The sequence below is a fragment of the Pseudomonas sp. PWP3-1b2 genome (genome assembly GCF_049896045.1).
Classification (GTDB): domain Bacteria; phylum Pseudomonadota; class Gammaproteobacteria; order Pseudomonadales; family Pseudomonadaceae; genus Aquipseudomonas; species Aquipseudomonas antarctica_B.
Map to the genome: position 1 here is coordinate 154351 of NZ_JAFCTN010000002.1, position 15035 is coordinate 169385.

Annotated in this window: 12 protein-coding genes and 4 tRNA genes; all 16 read right to left on the reverse strand. The window is 61.1% G+C overall.

Annotation, left to right across the window (positions count from 1 at the left end; all coding sequences use genetic code 11):
* Window positions 1–3: 3 nt before the first annotated feature.
* Window positions 4–80 (reverse strand) — tRNA-Asp (locus tag ACP7A2_RS01910).
* A gap of 105 nt (window positions 81–185) precedes the next feature.
* Window positions 186–262, reverse strand: a tRNA-Asp gene (locus ACP7A2_RS01915).
* 105 nt (window positions 263–367) lie between these two features.
* A tRNA-Asp gene (locus tag ACP7A2_RS01920) sits at window positions 368–444 on the reverse strand.
* 55 nt (window positions 445–499) lie between these two features.
* Window positions 500–575: transfer RNA gene (locus ACP7A2_RS01925), tRNA-Val, on the reverse strand.
* A 107-nt stretch (window positions 576–682) separates the two neighbouring features.
* Entirely contained in the window at window positions 683–1447 is a 765-nt protein-coding gene (locus ACP7A2_RS01930) for an SDR family oxidoreductase (protein ID WP_426132942.1), read from the reverse strand.
* A gap of 11 nt (window positions 1448–1458) precedes the next feature.
* A complete protein-coding gene (locus ACP7A2_RS01935) occupies window positions 1459–2670 on the reverse strand; it encodes an O-succinylhomoserine sulfhydrylase (protein ID WP_426132853.1) in 1212 nt (403 codons plus the stop codon).
* Window positions 2671–2735: 65 nt separating this feature from the next.
* Window positions 2736–4241, reverse strand: coding sequence for an amidophosphoribosyltransferase (gene purF / locus ACP7A2_RS01940; protein WP_348061302.1), 1506 nt, complete (start codon window positions 4239–4241; stop codon window positions 2736–2738).
* A 41-nt stretch (window positions 4242–4282) separates the two neighbouring features.
* Window positions 4283–4840: a CvpA family protein gene (locus tag ACP7A2_RS01945; RefSeq protein ID WP_348061300.1), complete on the reverse strand. Its 558-nt coding sequence runs from the start codon at window positions 4838–4840 to the stop codon at window positions 4283–4285.
* 245 nt (window positions 4841–5085) lie between these two features.
* Window positions 5086–5748, reverse strand: coding sequence for an SPOR domain-containing protein (locus tag ACP7A2_RS01950; RefSeq protein ID WP_375067451.1), 663 nt, complete (start codon window positions 5746–5748; stop codon window positions 5086–5088).
* Window positions 5732–7039 (reverse strand): bifunctional tetrahydrofolate synthase/dihydrofolate synthase, encoded by a 1308-nt coding sequence (gene folC / locus ACP7A2_RS01955; protein WP_426132854.1) that lies wholly within the window; start codon window positions 7037–7039, stop codon window positions 5732–5734. Before folC ends, ACP7A2_RS01950 begins: the two co-directional genes overlap by 17 nt.
* Window positions 7036–7956 (reverse strand): acetyl-CoA carboxylase, carboxyltransferase subunit beta, encoded by a 921-nt coding sequence (gene accD, locus ACP7A2_RS01960; protein WP_426132855.1) that lies wholly within the window; start codon window positions 7954–7956, stop codon window positions 7036–7038. The genes folC and accD overlap by 4 nt, the downstream gene beginning before the upstream one ends.
* Window positions 7957–8200: 244 nt before the next feature.
* A complete protein-coding gene (locus tag ACP7A2_RS01965; RefSeq protein ID WP_426132856.1) occupies window positions 8201–8833 on the reverse strand; it encodes a phosphoribosylanthranilate isomerase in 633 nt (210 codons plus the stop codon).
* A gap of 63 nt (window positions 8834–8896) precedes the next feature.
* Complete coding sequence (gene truA / locus ACP7A2_RS01970) at window positions 8897–9721, reverse strand: tRNA pseudouridine(38-40) synthase TruA (protein WP_053128844.1); 825 nt, start codon at window positions 9719–9721, stop codon at window positions 8897–8899.
* A gap of 144 nt (window positions 9722–9865) precedes the next feature.
* Window positions 9866–12460 carry a FimV/HubP family polar landmark protein gene (locus ACP7A2_RS01975; protein ID WP_426132857.1) on the reverse strand — a complete coding sequence of 865 codons (2595 nt, stop codon included), beginning with the start codon at window positions 12458–12460 and terminating at the stop codon, window positions 9866–9868.
* Window positions 12461–12622: 162 nt separating this feature from the next.
* Entirely contained in the window at window positions 12623–13633 is a 1011-nt protein-coding gene (locus tag ACP7A2_RS01980) for an aspartate-semialdehyde dehydrogenase (protein WP_426132858.1), read from the reverse strand.
* Window positions 13634–13874: 241 nt separating this feature from the next.
* The gene (gene asd, locus ACP7A2_RS01985; protein ID WP_375067442.1) at window positions 13875–14987 is read right to left on the reverse strand and encodes an aspartate-semialdehyde dehydrogenase; all 1113 of its coding nucleotides are present in this window, start codon (window positions 14985–14987) and stop codon (window positions 13875–13877) included.
* Window positions 14988–15035 lie beyond the last annotated feature (48 nt).

The following is a 15035-nucleotide window of genomic DNA, read 5'->3' on the forward strand; positions in this document are numbered from 1 at the left end:
ATATGGCGCAGCGGACGGGACTCGAACCCGCGACCCCCGGCGTGACAGGCCGGTATTCTAACCGACTGAACTACCGCTGCGTATCGCTTGACCGGCTGAGCGTAAACCCTCAACCGTCTTTAAACATCTGATTGTTCAGCCTTGGCTGTTCAATCTCAAGCCTGACACATCAGACCTGGAAAATATGGCGCAGCGGACGGGACTCGAACCCGCGACCCCCGGCGTGACAGGCCGGTATTCTAACCGACTGAACTACCGCTGCGTATCGCTTGACCGGCTGAGCGTAAACCCTCAACCGTCTTTAAACATCTGATTGTTCAGCCTTGGCTGTTCAATCTCAAGCCTGACACATCAGACCTGGAAAATATGGCGCAGCGGACGGGACTCGAACCCGCGACCCCCGGCGTGACAGGCCGGTATTCTAACCGACTGAACTACCGCTGCGCGTCGGTGCAACCTTTAACGTTGCGTCTTGCCCGAAGGCAAAACTCTCAAGAAGTGGTGGGTGATGACGGGATCGAACCGCCGACCCTCTGCTTGTAAGGCAGATGCTCTCCCAGCTGAGCTAATCACCCTTTGCTTCGTTGAGGCCGCGAAATTTACGCAGGTAGCGGACCTAAGTCAATAGCCTGCTTGAAGTTTTTCTGAAAAAGGCAAAATTGCTTCAAGACCGCTACCGGCCCTACTCGCTGTAAATCATCTTCTTGCTCATGCCGCCGTCCACCACGAACTCTTGCCCGGTAACAAACCCCGCCTGACGCGACAGCAACCACGCCACCATCGCCGCCACATCTTCAACCGTCCCCACCCTCCCCGCTGGATGCTGGGCGTGATCGGCGTCGGTCAACGGCGCTGCGCGACGCGCTGCCGGATCCCGCGCATCGATCCAGCCAGGGCTGACAGCATTGACCCGCACCTCTGGCCCCAGGCTCATCGCCAGAGCGTGCGTCAGCGCCAGCAGGCCGCCCTTGCTCGCGGCATAAGCCTCCGTGTCGGGTTCCGACTGATGCGCCCGGGTCGACGCCAGATTCACAATCGCGCCACCGTGAGCGCGTAGGTACGGCGCACAGTGTTTGGCGAGCAGCATCGGCCCACCGAGGTTCACCGCCAACACGCGGTTCCAGTACGCCAGGTCCAGGCTTTCCAGGGTGATATTGCGCGGGTCAGCCACCGCTGCATTGCACACCAACGCATCCAGCCGACCAAATTGCCCAAGCACTTCAGCGACACCTTGGGCCACCTGCTTCTCGTCGGCCACGTCCATGGTGATAAACCATGCATTTTCGCCCAGCACCTTGGACACCTTGGAACCGCGCTCGCGGTCCAGGTCGGTCAACACCACCTGCCAGCCTTCGCTGATCAGCCACGCGGCGATCCCCAGGCCGATACCCCGCGCCGCACCGGTCACCAGCGCCACGCGACCGTTACCGGCCGGCGCCGTCTCCATGGACCACTCGATCACAAGGCCGCCAGCCCGCGAGCCAGGTCAGCTTGCAAATCGGCGACATCTTCCAGGCCCACCGCGATGCGGATCAGGCTGTCACGGATGCCGGCGGCTTCACGCTCCTGCGGCGCCAGGCGCCCATGAGACGTCGTGCTCGGGTGGGTAATGGTGGTCTTGCTGTCACCCAGGTTGGCGGTGATCGAAATCAGGCGCGTCGCATCGATAAAGCGCCAGGCGCCGTCTTTGCCGCCCTTCACTTCAAAGCTCACCACTGCACCGAAGCCACGCTGCTGGCGCTGGGCCAACGCGTGCTGCGGGTGGCTCTTCAGGCCTGCGTAATGCACCTTCTCGATGCCGTCCTGCTGCTCCAGCCACTCGGCCAGGGCCTGAGCATTGGCGCAATGGGCCTTCATTCGCAGGCTGAGGGTTTCCAGGCCTTTGAGGAAGATCCACGCGTTGAACGGGCTCAAGGTCGGGCCGGCGGTGCGCAGGAAGCCGACAACTTCTTTCATTTGCTCACTACGACCGGCAACCACGCCGCCCATGCAACGGCCCTGGCCGTCGATGAATTTTGTGGCCGAGTGCACCACAATGTCCGCGCCCAGCTTCAACGGTTGCTGCAACGCAGGCGTGCAGAAGCAGTTGTCGACGATCAGCATCGCGCCTTTCGCGTGAGCGACTTCCGACAGCGCGGCGATATCCACCAACTCGGCGAGCGGGTTGGACGGCGACTCGACGAACAGCAGCTTGGTGTTGGACTTGATCGCCGCGTCCCAGCCGGAAAGATCCGCCAGCGGCACGTAATCCACTTCAATACCGAAGCGCTTGAAATACTTCTCGAACAGGCTGATGGTCGAACCGAACACGCTGCGCGACACCAGCACGTGGTCGCCAGCGCTGCACAGGCTCATTACCACCGCCAGAATCGCCGCCATGCCGGTGGCCGTGGCGACCGCCTGCTCAGCGCCTTCCAGGGCCGCGATACGCTCTTCAAACGCACGCACGGTCGGGTTGGTGTAGCGCGAATACACGTTGCCCGGCACTTCACCGGCAAAACGCGCAGCGGCGTCAGCGGCGGTACGGAACACGTAGCTGGAGGTGAAGAACATCGGCTCACCGTGCTCACCTTCCGGGGTGCGGTGGTGGCCGGCGCGCACAGCCAGGGTATCGAAAGCTACGCCATCGAGGTCGCTGTCCAGCCGACCGGCATCCCATTCCTGACTCATGCTGCGACTCCTCTCTCAACGCTTTATTTAAGATACAAAACCGGCCCCTCAGGGCCGGTGTTTACTCAGTTGTTATACAGGTCAATGATCGCGCTGACCGCCTGGGTCTTGATCTTCGACGAGTCATTACGCGCCTGCTCGATCTTGTTCAGGTAGGCCTCGTCGACATCACCGGTCACGTACTTGCCGTCGAACACGGCGCAGTCGAACTGCTCGATCTTGATCTTGCCACCGCCGACCGCTTCGATCAGGTCCGGCAGGTCCTGATAGATCAGCCAGTCCGCGCCGATCAGGTCAGCCACGTCCTGGGTCGAACGGTTATGCGCGATCAGCTCGTGGGCGCTCGGCATGTCGATACCGTACACGTTCGGGTAACGCACGGCTGGGGCTGCGGAACAGAAGTACACGTTCTTCGCGCCGGCTTCGCGGGCCATCTGGATGATCTGCTTGCAGGTGGTGCCACGCACGATGGAGTCATCCACCAGCATCACGTTCTTGCCGCGAAACTCCAGCTCAATGGCGTTGAGCTTCTGGCGCACCGACTTCTTGCGCGCTGCCTGGCCCGGCATGATAAAGGTACGACCGATGTAACGGTTTTTCACGAAGCCTTCGCGGAACTTGACGCCCAGGTGGTTGGCCAGTTCCAGCGCGGCGGTACGGCTGGTGTCCGGAATCGGGATCACCACGTCGATGTCGTGTTCTGGACGCTCGCGCAGGATCTTGTCGGCGAGCTTCTCGCCCATGCGCAGGCGTGCTTTATAGACCGAAACACCGTCGATGATCGAATCCGGACGCGCCAGGTAGACGTGTTCGAAGATGCACGGGGTGAGCTTCGGTGCTACAGCGCATTGACGGGTGTGCAGCTTGCCGTCTTCGGTGATGTACACCGCTTCGCCCGGCGCGAGGTCGCGAATCAGAGTGAAGCCCAACACGTCCAGGGACACGCTTTCGGACGCGATCATGTACTCGACGCCTTCGTCGGTGTGACGCTGGCCAAACACGATCGGGCGGATGCCATGGGGGTCGCGGAAACCGACGATGCCATAACCGGTGATCATCGCCACCACGGCATAACCGCCGACGCAACGGTTGTGCACGTCAGTCACGGCGGCGAACACGTCTTCTTCGGTCGGTTGCAGCTTGCCGCGCTGGGCCAGCTCGTGGGCGAACACGTTGAGCAACACTTCCGAATCGGAGTTGGTGTTGACGTGGCGCAGGTCAGATTCGTAAATCTCCTTGGCCAGCTGTTCAACGTTGGTCAGGTTACCGTTGTGCGCCAGGGTGATGCCGTAAGGCGAGTTGACGTAGAACGGCTGAGCTTCGGCCGAGGTCGAGCTACCGGCAGTCGGGTAACGCACATGGCCAATGCCCATGTGCCCGACGAGGCGTTGCATGTGACGTTGATGAAACACGTCACGCACCAGACCATTGTCCTTGCGCAGGAATAACCGGCCGTCATGGCTGGTTACGATACCGGCAGCGTCCTGGCCGCGGTGCTGGAGGACGGTTAGCGCGTCATACAGCGCCTGATTCACGTTCGACTTACCGACGATACCGACGATGCCACACATGCGACGCAACCCCTACTTAATGAATCTTGACTGAACCCAACTTACTGAGGCGTTTTGGCCGGTAAGAGGTGTTCCTTGAACGGAAGATCAGCGGGTATGCTGATTCCGCTGGCCAGCCACTGACTGCTCCACCCCAAAATGAGGTTTTTGGACCAATCTGCAACCAATAGAAATTTTGGCACGAGTACCGACTCTTGCCACCACGAATCCTGCTGTACTGGCCCCAGGCTCAACAGCCCGACCGCCACAACCACCAGCAACGCGCCACGCGCGGCGCCGAAGGCCATGCCGAGAAATCGATCGGTCCCGGAGAGGCCGGTGACACGTATCAACTCGCCAATAAGATAATTGACCATTGCTCCCACCAGCAGCGTGGCGATGAACATGATGGCGCAGCCCGCGATGACGCGAGCCGAAGGTGTTTCGATGTACCCGGCCAGGTAAACCGACAGTGAACCACCGAACATCCAGGCGACGACTCCTGCGATGATCCAGGTCAGCAACGACAGTGCTTCTTTTACGAAGCCGCGGCTTAGACTGATCAAAGCGGAGATGGCGACGATTGCAACGATCGCCCAGTCAACCCAGGTAAATGGCACAGTGCAGCCTACGGACAGATGAGGCGGCGCATTTTAGCAGAGCGCCGGGCTATCGGTAAGCTGTGATTGCGGGTGCTTTGCAAATCAATGGGTTGGCTATCTTAAGACCAACCCATAACCAATGTGGGAGCTGGCTTGCCTGCGATAGCTTCACCGTGGCGTGACTGTCACATCTCGGCGCCTTCATCGCGGGCAAGCCCGGCTCCCACATTCAGACCGTATTGCCAGACTGAACCGGCAGTAACTCAACCGCGTTCCGGCTGAAACCGCACCACAAACCCATTCAGGTTCTGCTGGCGACCCAACAGGTCACGCAGGCGATCCGCCTCGGCACGCTCGATCAGCGGCCCGATAAACACACGGTTCTTGCCATCAGCACTGCGGATATAGGCGTTATAACCTTGGGCGCGCAGCTTCTTCTGCAACGCATCGGCGCTTTCACGGTTGGCCAGGCTGGCCAACTGGATCGACCAACTGATCGGCAGACCATTCGGATCAATGCGGCTCTGGCCCACGTCCGGTTTGCCCGGTGCGGCAGGCTGCGGCGCTACGGGCTTGGGTGCAGGCGCTGGCGCGGCAGGTTTGGCAGCGACAACCGGTGCTGGCGCTGGCGCCGGCTTGACCACTGGCACGCTCGGCTGCACCGGCATCGTGGGCGCCTGTTGCTGGGCGACCTCCACGTCAGACGGTACTGGCTCCTGTGGCAGGGCTTGCGGCTCGGGCACCACTACTGGCTCAACCTGAACCTGCGGCATGACAGGTGCCTGTGGCGCAGCCGGGGCTTCTACCACCACTTGACGCTGTTCGTCCTGACGGGAAAACAGCATCGGCAAAAAAATCACTGCCAACGCCACCAACACCAGGGCTCCGACCATTCGCTGCTTGTATGCGCTATCCAGTAATGCCATCTGCAGCTTCCTCCGTGGAGCGCCGGGCCAACCACTCAAGCGCCTCGGCAACACAATAAAATGACCCGAACAACAGTATCTCGTCCTCGGGCGTCGCTTGCGCGCATTGCGCCTCAAGGGCGGCAGTAACGCTTGCATACGACGCCACCGGCGCGCCAAGGTTCTGCAAGGCCACTTCCAACTCAACGGCCGGGCGGCTGCGCGGCGTATCCAGCGGCGCTACTGCCCAGGACTGGACATCGCCAAGCAAGGGCGCAACTACACCGCCCAGGTCTTTGTCGGCCAACAGCCCGAACACCGCCAGGCGGCGGCCCGTCGGCGGCGTACGCGAGAGGCGTTGCGCCAGGTATTCGGCAGCATGCGGGTTGTGCCCTACATCCATGAGCAGGTTCAGGCGCTTGCCCTCCCACTCGAATGCACGACGGTCCAAACGCCCAACAATACGGGTCGCCAGCAATGTCGCGGCAATCTGCTCGGCATTCCATGGCAGGTCCAGCAGCAAATAGGCTTGCAACGCCAGCGCCGCGTTTTCCATCGGCAGGTTCAGCAGGGGCAAATCACGCAATTGGACGACGTTCCCGCGCACATCGCGCCCGCGCCATTGCCAATGCTGACTGCCAATCTCCAGGTTGAATTCGCGACCGCGCAGGTAGAACGGGCAGTCCAGCTCGCGCACCTTGTCGAGCAAGGTATGGGGCGGATCAGTATCACCACACAACGCAGGCTTGCCCTGGCGGAAGATTCCGGCTTTTTCATACGCCACGGATTCGCGGGTGTTGCCGAGGTATTCAGCATGATCGACGCCGATGCTGGTGATCAGCGCAAGGTCGGCATCGACCACGTTGACCGTGTCCAGGCGCCCACCCAGGCCGACTTCCAGAACCACCACATCCAACTGCGCACGCTCGAACAGCCAGAAAGCCGCCAGGGTGCCCATTTCAAAGTAAGTCAGGGAAATCTCGCCGCGCCCCACGTCGAGTGCGGCGAAGGCTTCGCAGAGCTGCTCGTCAGTGGCTTGAACGCCATTGAGCTGCACCCGCTCGTTGTAACGCAGCAGGTGCGGAGAGTTGTACACGCCCACTTTAAGCCCTTGGGCTTGCAGCAGCGCCGCGACGAAGGCGCAGGTCGAGCCTTTGCCGTTGGTGCCGGTCACCGTGATCACACGCGGTGCCGGACGGCCCAACCCAAGGCGGGCCGCTACCTGTTGCGAGCGCTCCAGGCCCATGTCGATGGCGGACGGATGCAACTGCTCAAGGTAGGCGAGCCATTCGCCCAGGGTACGTTGGGTCATAGGTTTGCAGGCACCGGCGGAACAACGATTGGCTCGATTTTAGGCGCGACGTATACCGGACTCGGCAGGCCCATCATTTGCGCCAACAGGTTACCCAGGCGTGGGCGCAGCTCACCGCGCGGGATGATCAGGTCGATCGCGCCGTGTTCCAGCAGGAACTCGCTGCGCTGGAAGCCTTCCGGCAGCTTTTCACGCACGGTCTGTTCGATAACGCGTGGGCCGGCGAAACCGATCAGCGCCTTTGGCTCGCCGACGATCACGTCACCCAGCATTGCCAGGCTGGCGGAAACGCCGCCGTAAACCGGGTCGGTCAAAACAGAGATGAACGGAATGCCTTCTTCGCGCAGACGCGCCAATACCGCAGAGGTCTTGGCCATTTGCATCAGGGAAATCAGGGCTTCCTGCATCCGCGCACCACCGGAGGCGGCGAAGCAGATCATCGGGCAACGGTTTTCCAGGGCGTAATTGGCAGCGCGAACAAAACGCTCACCAACGATGGCCCCCATGGAGCCGCCCATGAACGAGAACTCAAAGGCCGACACCACCACTGGCATGCCCAGCAGCTTGCCGCTGACGGAAATCAGCGCGTCTTTCTCACCGGTCTGCTTCTGCGCAGCGGTCAGGCGGTCCTTGTACTTCTTGCCATCGCGGAACTTGAGACGGTCAACCGGCTCCAGGTCAGCACCCAGCTCGGCACGGCCATCGGCATCCAGGAAGATGTCGATACGCGCGCGGGCGCCGATACGCATGTGATGGTTGCACTTGGGGCAAACGTCCAGGGTCTTTTCCAGCTCCGGGCGGTACAGCACCGCGTCGCAGGAAGGGCACTTGTGCCACAGACCTTCAGGAACCGAGCTTTTCTTTACCTCGGAACGCATGATCGAAGGGATCAGTTTGTCTACTAACCAGTTGCTCATGCTTTCTTTCTCCAGTACCGGTGGCTTGAACACAGCCCCGCGTATGCCCTTGAGCTAAATTCATATGTGGCGATGATGCTTGCGGGACGGGGTCAGACGTTCGACCTGCCAATTCCCGCCTGCGTCCTCAGCCTTCCAGACAACCTGCCAGCGCAGGGTTGCCACTTCATTTCCGGCCCACCCACAGGCGGCGCCGGGCTGTTTTACACAGTGGTAGTTATGGACGGCGGCAGACTGCCAGCCGTCACATCCCGCCACTGCTGTTGCGCACGGCGTGCATGAATGCGCGAATCTTGCTGTGATCCTTGATGCCCTTGCTCTGCTCTACCCCGCCGCTGACGTCCACGGCGTAGGGCCGAACCTGCTCGATCGCCGCGCCGACATTGCCCGAATTAAGCCCGCCAGCCAGGATAATCGGCGTGCTCAGGCCTTCGGGAATCAGCGACCAGTCAAACGCTTCGCCGGTACCGCCGGGTACGCCTTCAACATAGGTGTCCAACAGAACCCCGCGAGCGCCGGCGTAGGCAGCACACGCGGCGGCAATGTCATCCCCGGCCTTGACGCGCAGCGCCTTGATGTATGGGCGCCCGTAGCTTTCGCATTCGTCGGGGCTCTCGTCGCCGTGAAACTGCAGCAGGTCCAGCGGTACCGCATCCAGGGTTTCGTTCAGTTCGCAGCGGCTGGCGTTGACGAACAAGCCCACGGTGGTCACGAACGGCGGCAGCGCGGCGATGATCGCGCGTGCCTGCAACACATTCACCGCACGGGGGCTTTTGGCGTAAAACACCAAACCAATGGCATCCGCCCCCGCCTCGACTGCCGCCAGCGCGTCTTCTATGCGGGTAATCCCGCAAATCTTGCTGCGAACGGCTGGCATGTCGTGGAAACCTCAGGGTTTGACCGGGAAAGTCCCGGATGGTAACAAAAGCTATTCCGGGCGTCAGCCGCCAAGTTCGCTGAAACCTGTGAGGAAGTGTGGCCCGATGAAACGTTGCGGCAGCTCGAACTCGTCGCGGTACTCCACATCCACCAGGTACAGGCCAAACGGATGCGCGGTCACACCGCCAGTGCGGCGCACACGACTTTCCAGCACTTCCCTGGCCCACTCCACCGGGCGCTCGCCCGTGCCGATGGTCATCAACACGCCGGCAATGTTGCGCACCATGTGGTGCAGGAACGCCCCGGCACGGATATCCAGCACGATCATCTTGCCGTGACGGGTCACGCGCAGATGATGGACTTCCTTGATCGGCGATTTGGCCTGGCACTGGCCGGCGCGGAAGGCGCTGAAATCATGCACCCCGACCAGATGCTGCGCAGCCTCGGCCATGCGCTCGGCATCCAGCGGGCGGTGGTTCCAGGTGATTTCTTCGTTGAGGTGCGCCGGGCGAATCTGATCGTTGTAGATCACATAGCGGTAACGCCGGGCGATGGCCTTGAAGCGCGCATGAAAATGCGCAGGCATGACCTTGGCCCAACTGACGCTGACGTCATGGGGCAGATTGATATTGGCGCCCATCACCCACGCTTTCATGGTGCGTTCGGCCTGGGTATCAAAGTGCACCACTTGGCCACAGGCGTGTACGCCAGCGTCGGTGCGCCCGGCACACATCAAGGACACCGGCGAATCGGCGACTTTCGACAGGGCCTTTTCCAAGGTTTCCTGCACCGTCAACACGCCAGAGGCCTGGCGTTGCCAGCCGCGATAGCGCGAGCCTTTGTATTCCACGCCGAGGGCGATGCGGTAAAAGCCTGCGGCCGCCATTTCGGCGGCCGCGTTATCTATATTTGCCAAGAACTGAGAGCCTGATGAGTTGCGCAAAGGCGGCCATTATAAAGGCGACAGCCGCACGAGGGGCGCTTTTGTTGACGTGCCTGGCACTGCCCCACACTGGACTTGCATCAACCTTCAGATTTTACCCAGCATTTCCTTGGCTTCACCGCGCTGGCCGTCATTGCCTTCGGTCAGCACCTCGGAAAGGATGTCGCGCGCACCGTCGGTATCACCCATGTCGATGTACGCCTGAGCCAAATCCAGCTTGGTGGCGACCTCGTCGGTGCCGGAGAGGAAATCGAATTCCGGCTCATCATCCCCCAGCGCTGCATCTTCTGCGGTGAAGGACGGCTCGATAGGCGGATGTTCCAGGCTCTGGGACAACCGATCCAGCTCGGCATTGACGTCATTCAGCTCCGACGCGAAGCCATCCGGCTTTGCAGCGGCCGCAGCCGCAGGCTCGTCGGCCAGGGACAGGTCGAAGTCTTCCGGCAGGTCGAAGTCGTCTAGTGCGGCAGGCGTCAACGTCGGCGGCTCAACCGCAGGCACGTCCTTCATCTGGTCTTCAAGGCCCGAGAGGAAGTCGTCATCGGACTGCGTAGAAGCCGGCGCTTCCAGCTGCAAGTCCAGGTCGAAATCAGACAAATCGTCCGGGCTGGCCTTGGCGTCGGTCTGCTGTTGCAGCACCGACTCAAAGCTCAGTTCATCTTCCGGGCGAACCACGGCAGGCGAGGCCGCTTCCAGGTCGTCCAGGCTCAAGTCGAAATCAGTGTCGAATGCGTCGGGCTCCGCAGCCGGTGCAGCAGGCTTATCCTCCAGCAGGTCCCTGACGTACTGAGCGTCCAGGGCTGCCGCAGCGACGGCGGCACTCACACCAGCGGCCATCACGGCCATGGCCGGGAAGCGGCTCTTGAGCTGCTCAACCTGGGCATGGTTTTGACCATTGGCCACCAGTTGACGCTCCTGGGCGACGAAGCCGTCCTTATCGCCTTGCAGGCCGTACACTTCCAGCAATTTCAAACGCAGATCGCTGCGCTTGGGCTCGTGCTTGATCGCTTGTTGAAGAACATCCGCAGCCTGGTTCAGATGACCACGGTCGATATGCGATTGAGCTTGTGCCAGCGCATCGCTGGAGTTTTGCGGAGCGACTGCAACGGCCAGGGGCGCGAGGACGGAAGCCACGGTCGGCACAACTACCGGCTCGACCACCGGAGCGGCTACCGGCGCTGCGGCCATCTTGACGTTAGGTGGCGGGACTTCCAAACCTTCGAAGCTGTCCGCTGGCAGGTCGTGATCCACGCTTGAGGTGAACACGGGCTCCTCCGCCAGGGCTCGCGCCATCCGCAGGTGTTTCTCCTCTTCAAGGCGGGCATTGCGATGGCGCGCCCACAGCAACAGGAGCAACAACACAATCAAGCCGGCTGCACCGCCGATCACGCCAAGCACGATCGGGTTGGTCAGCAGGTCATTGAACTTGCCTTCAGTGCTGGCAGGCGCGGCATCCGGCTTGATCGGCTCGGGCGCTGGTACTGGCGCTACGGCAGCAGGCGTCGCTGCTGGCTCCTCGGGAGCAGTGGCGGCGGGCTCACCGGCCAATTGGGCAGGCATGGCCGCAGTCGCCTGGGCGGCCGGATCACCTTTTTCAGCCTGCAAACGGGCCAGTTGATCGTTTTTCAGCTGAATCAACTTTTGCAGCTTGTCCAACTGGCTTTGCAGGTCCGCCGCACGGCTTTTCAGCTCTTCGTTGTCGCGGCGAGTGGTGTCCAGTTGTTCCTGGGTCATCGCCAGCTTGTCGCTCAGCGCCCGATCATCCGCGGCCTTGCCCTTTGCGCCTTTCTTGGAGGACTCCGCCGAAACCAGGCTCAAGTTGTCCTTGGCAGCGGTGCTCGACGGCGCGTCCCCCGCCTCGGTGCGTTTGGTAGCGTCCAGTTGTGGCTTGCCCTGCGCTTGGTTGCCGGCCGTACGACGGCCTTCACGCCAGGCCGCATTTTGCGCGGCCACCTCAGCAATCGCCTGAGGCTGCGGCAGGCTCGTTGCCTGCACGCGATCCGGCAGGCGCAGCACCTGGCCGGTTTTCAGGCGGTTGATGTTGCCGTCGATAAACGCGTCCGGGTTAAGCGCCTGGATGGCCAGCATGGTCTGCTGGACCGAACCACCGTTGCGGTTCTTCGCGGCGATTTCCCACAAGGTGTCGCGCGAAGTCGTGGTGTGACGGGCAGATTTGCTTACGGCAGGGGCGGTGTTTTTGCTTACGGTAGGGGCGGTGTTGCCAGGCGCGCTCAAACGCGGCGCGGCGGCGGGCGCGTTGGCGGTCGGCGCCGGCTGTTCGAACTTGGCCGGGTCGAGCAACACGCTGTAATCACGCATCAGGCGGCCATTGGGCCATTGCACCTGCAGCAGGAAGCGTACGTAGGAGTCGGGCAACGGCTTGCTGGAGGTGACACGCACCACACTGCGACCATTGGGGTTAACCACCGGGGTAAACGTCAGGTCATTGAGAAATGCCTGGCGGTCCACGCCCGCATCCACAAACGCCTGGGCCGAGGCCAGGCTCGGGGTGATCTCGGCAGCCGTGAGGCCACCGACATCGAGCAATTCGATTTCCACCGACAAGGGCTGGTTCAACGTCGACTTGAGGGTCATCTCCCCCAGCTGCAGCGCCTGCGCCATACCGGAGGACAGCGCCGAGGCGGCCGCTATTGCTAACACCAGTTTGCGAACTTGAACCATAGCCTCATCCTTTGTCTGAACACTCCCCGGCTTGCGAGAAGGTTGGTAACCGCTGCCATAAGGCATGGCGAGCCGATAGGTCACCGACGCGCAACTGTTCCTGCTTGGGCCCAAGCATAGCGCTTGGTTAGAATCAATCTACAAATTGACGCCAAGTATCTTTTACGTAAGGTCTTTTATCAACAACTGAGCCAACTGAACGGCGTTCAGCGCGGCGCCTTTGCGTACGTTATCTGACGTCAGCCACAGATTTAGTTCCGCCGGGTCGTCCACCCCCGCTCGGACACGTCCTACATACACCACGTCCTGACCGACCGCATCGCCCACGGCAGTAGGGTAATCGCCCTCTTCCACCCACTCGATACCTGGCGCCGCGTCGAGTAAGCGGTTCACCGCAGCCAAATCAACCGGCGCGCCCAATTGCAACGACACAGTCAAGCTATCGCCAAAAAACACCGGGGCTTGAACGCAGGTTGCGGAAATCTTCAGCAATGGAGTTTCCAGCACGGCACGCAGTTCGTGTACGAGACGTTTCTCCAGGGCTGTATGACCTTGAGCATCCGGGGTGCCGACTTGTGCCAACAGGTTGAAGGCCATCTGCCGATCAAAGAACTTCGGCTCCAGCGGGCGCACATTGAGCAGCTCGGCGGTCTGACGCGCCAATTCGCTGACCGCTTCACGGCCCTGGGCCGATACGGCCAGGTTGGCGGTCACACTGACGCGCTGGATGTCCAGCAAACCGCGCAATGGCGCAAGGACTACCGCCAGGTTGGTCGCCGACGGGCTCGGGCTGCCGAGCTGGAAGGGCTTTTTCAAGCCTTTGAGGATATGGGCGTTGGCTTCCGGGACCACTTGAGGCGCCTGATCGGCGGGCAAGGCGCCGGACAGATCGATCACCGAGCAGCCGGCGGCGATAGCACGCGGGGCAAAGCTCAGGGTGACCGCAGGGCCGGCGGCAAAGAAGGCTAACTGCGCCTTTTTGAAGTCGAATTCATCGACTTCCTTGACCCGCACGTTCTTGCCACGAAACGGCACCGATGCGCCAGCCGAGTTGCTGCCGGCCAGCAGGTAAAGAGTGCCTACCGGGAAACTCAGCTCTTCGAGGATCTGCACCAGGGTCTCGCCGACAGTGCCGGTGGCGCCGATTACGGCGATGTCAAAGGTCTGGGTCATGGGAGTTGCCTCGGGCATAGCGGGGGGAGCGGCACTTTACCGGGTGGCTGGGGGGGGAGGCAATTGGCCCAGTTTTTTGTGGTGGGGCTGATGGCCCTATCGCAGGCAAGCCAGTTCCCACATTTTGAATGTGCAAACACATTCAAGTGTGGGAGCTGGCTTGCCTGCGATGAGAGACTCAAAGGCAATAAAAAACCCGCGTCTGTTACCAGTCGCGGGTTTTTCTTACAGCCCTAAACAATCAACGCTCCAGCAAAATCCGCAGCATACGACGCAGAGGCTCTGCAGCGCCCCACAACAACTGATCACCCACGGTGAACGCACCCAGGAACTGGCTGCCCATATTCAACTTGCGCAAACGCCCGACCGGCACATTCAAGGTCCCTGTCACCTTGGTGGGGCTCAGCTCCTGCATGCTGATATCACGGTTGTTCGGCACCAACTTAACCCAAGGGTTGTGCTGGCTGATCAACCCTTCGATATCGGCGATCGGCACATCCTTGTTCAGTTTGATGGTCAGTGCCTGGCTGTGGCAGCGCATGGCGCCGATGCGCACGCAAATGCCATCCACCGGAATCGGGCTCTTGAAGCGACCCAGAATCTTGTTGGTCTCAGCCTGCGCTTTCCACTCTTCACGGCTCTGGCCGTTCGGCAGTTCCTTGTCGATCCACGGAATCAAGCTACCCGCCAATGGCACACCAAAGTTCTCGGTCGGATACGCCTCGCTGCGCATGGCCTCAGCCACACGACGGTCGATATCCAGAATCGCGCTGGCAGGGTCCGCCAGTTGATCAGCAACGGCTGCATGGGTAGCGCCCATCTGCTTGATCAGTTCACGCATGTTCTGCGCGCCGGCGCCGGAGGCTGCCTGATACGTCATGGCGCTCATCCACTCAACCAGGCCGGCTTCGAACAAGCCGCCCAGGCCCATCAGCATCAGGCTGACGGTGCAGTTGCCACCGATGTAGTTTTTGGTACCGGCATCCAGCTGCTGATCGATAACCTTGCGGTTGACCGGGTCGAGAACGATGACCGCGTCATCCTGCATGCGCAGGCTCGACGCGGCGTCGATCCAGTAACCCTGCCAGCCGGCTTCACGCAGCTTGGGGAACACTTCGCTGGTGTAGTCGCCACCCTGACAGGTCAAAATCACGTCGAGGGTTTTCAGCTCTTCAATGCTGTAGGCGTCCTTGAGCGCAGAGATATCCTTGCCCACGGAAGGCCCTTGGCCACCCACGTTCGACGTGGTGAAGAACACCGGCTCAATAAGATCGAAATCCTGCTCTTCCAGCATCCGCTGCATGAGCACGGAACCGACCATACCGCGCCAACCGATCAGACCTACACGTTTCATCGCAACTACACCTTGTTAAAAAGTGGGCCGCCTTGCAGCAACAACTGC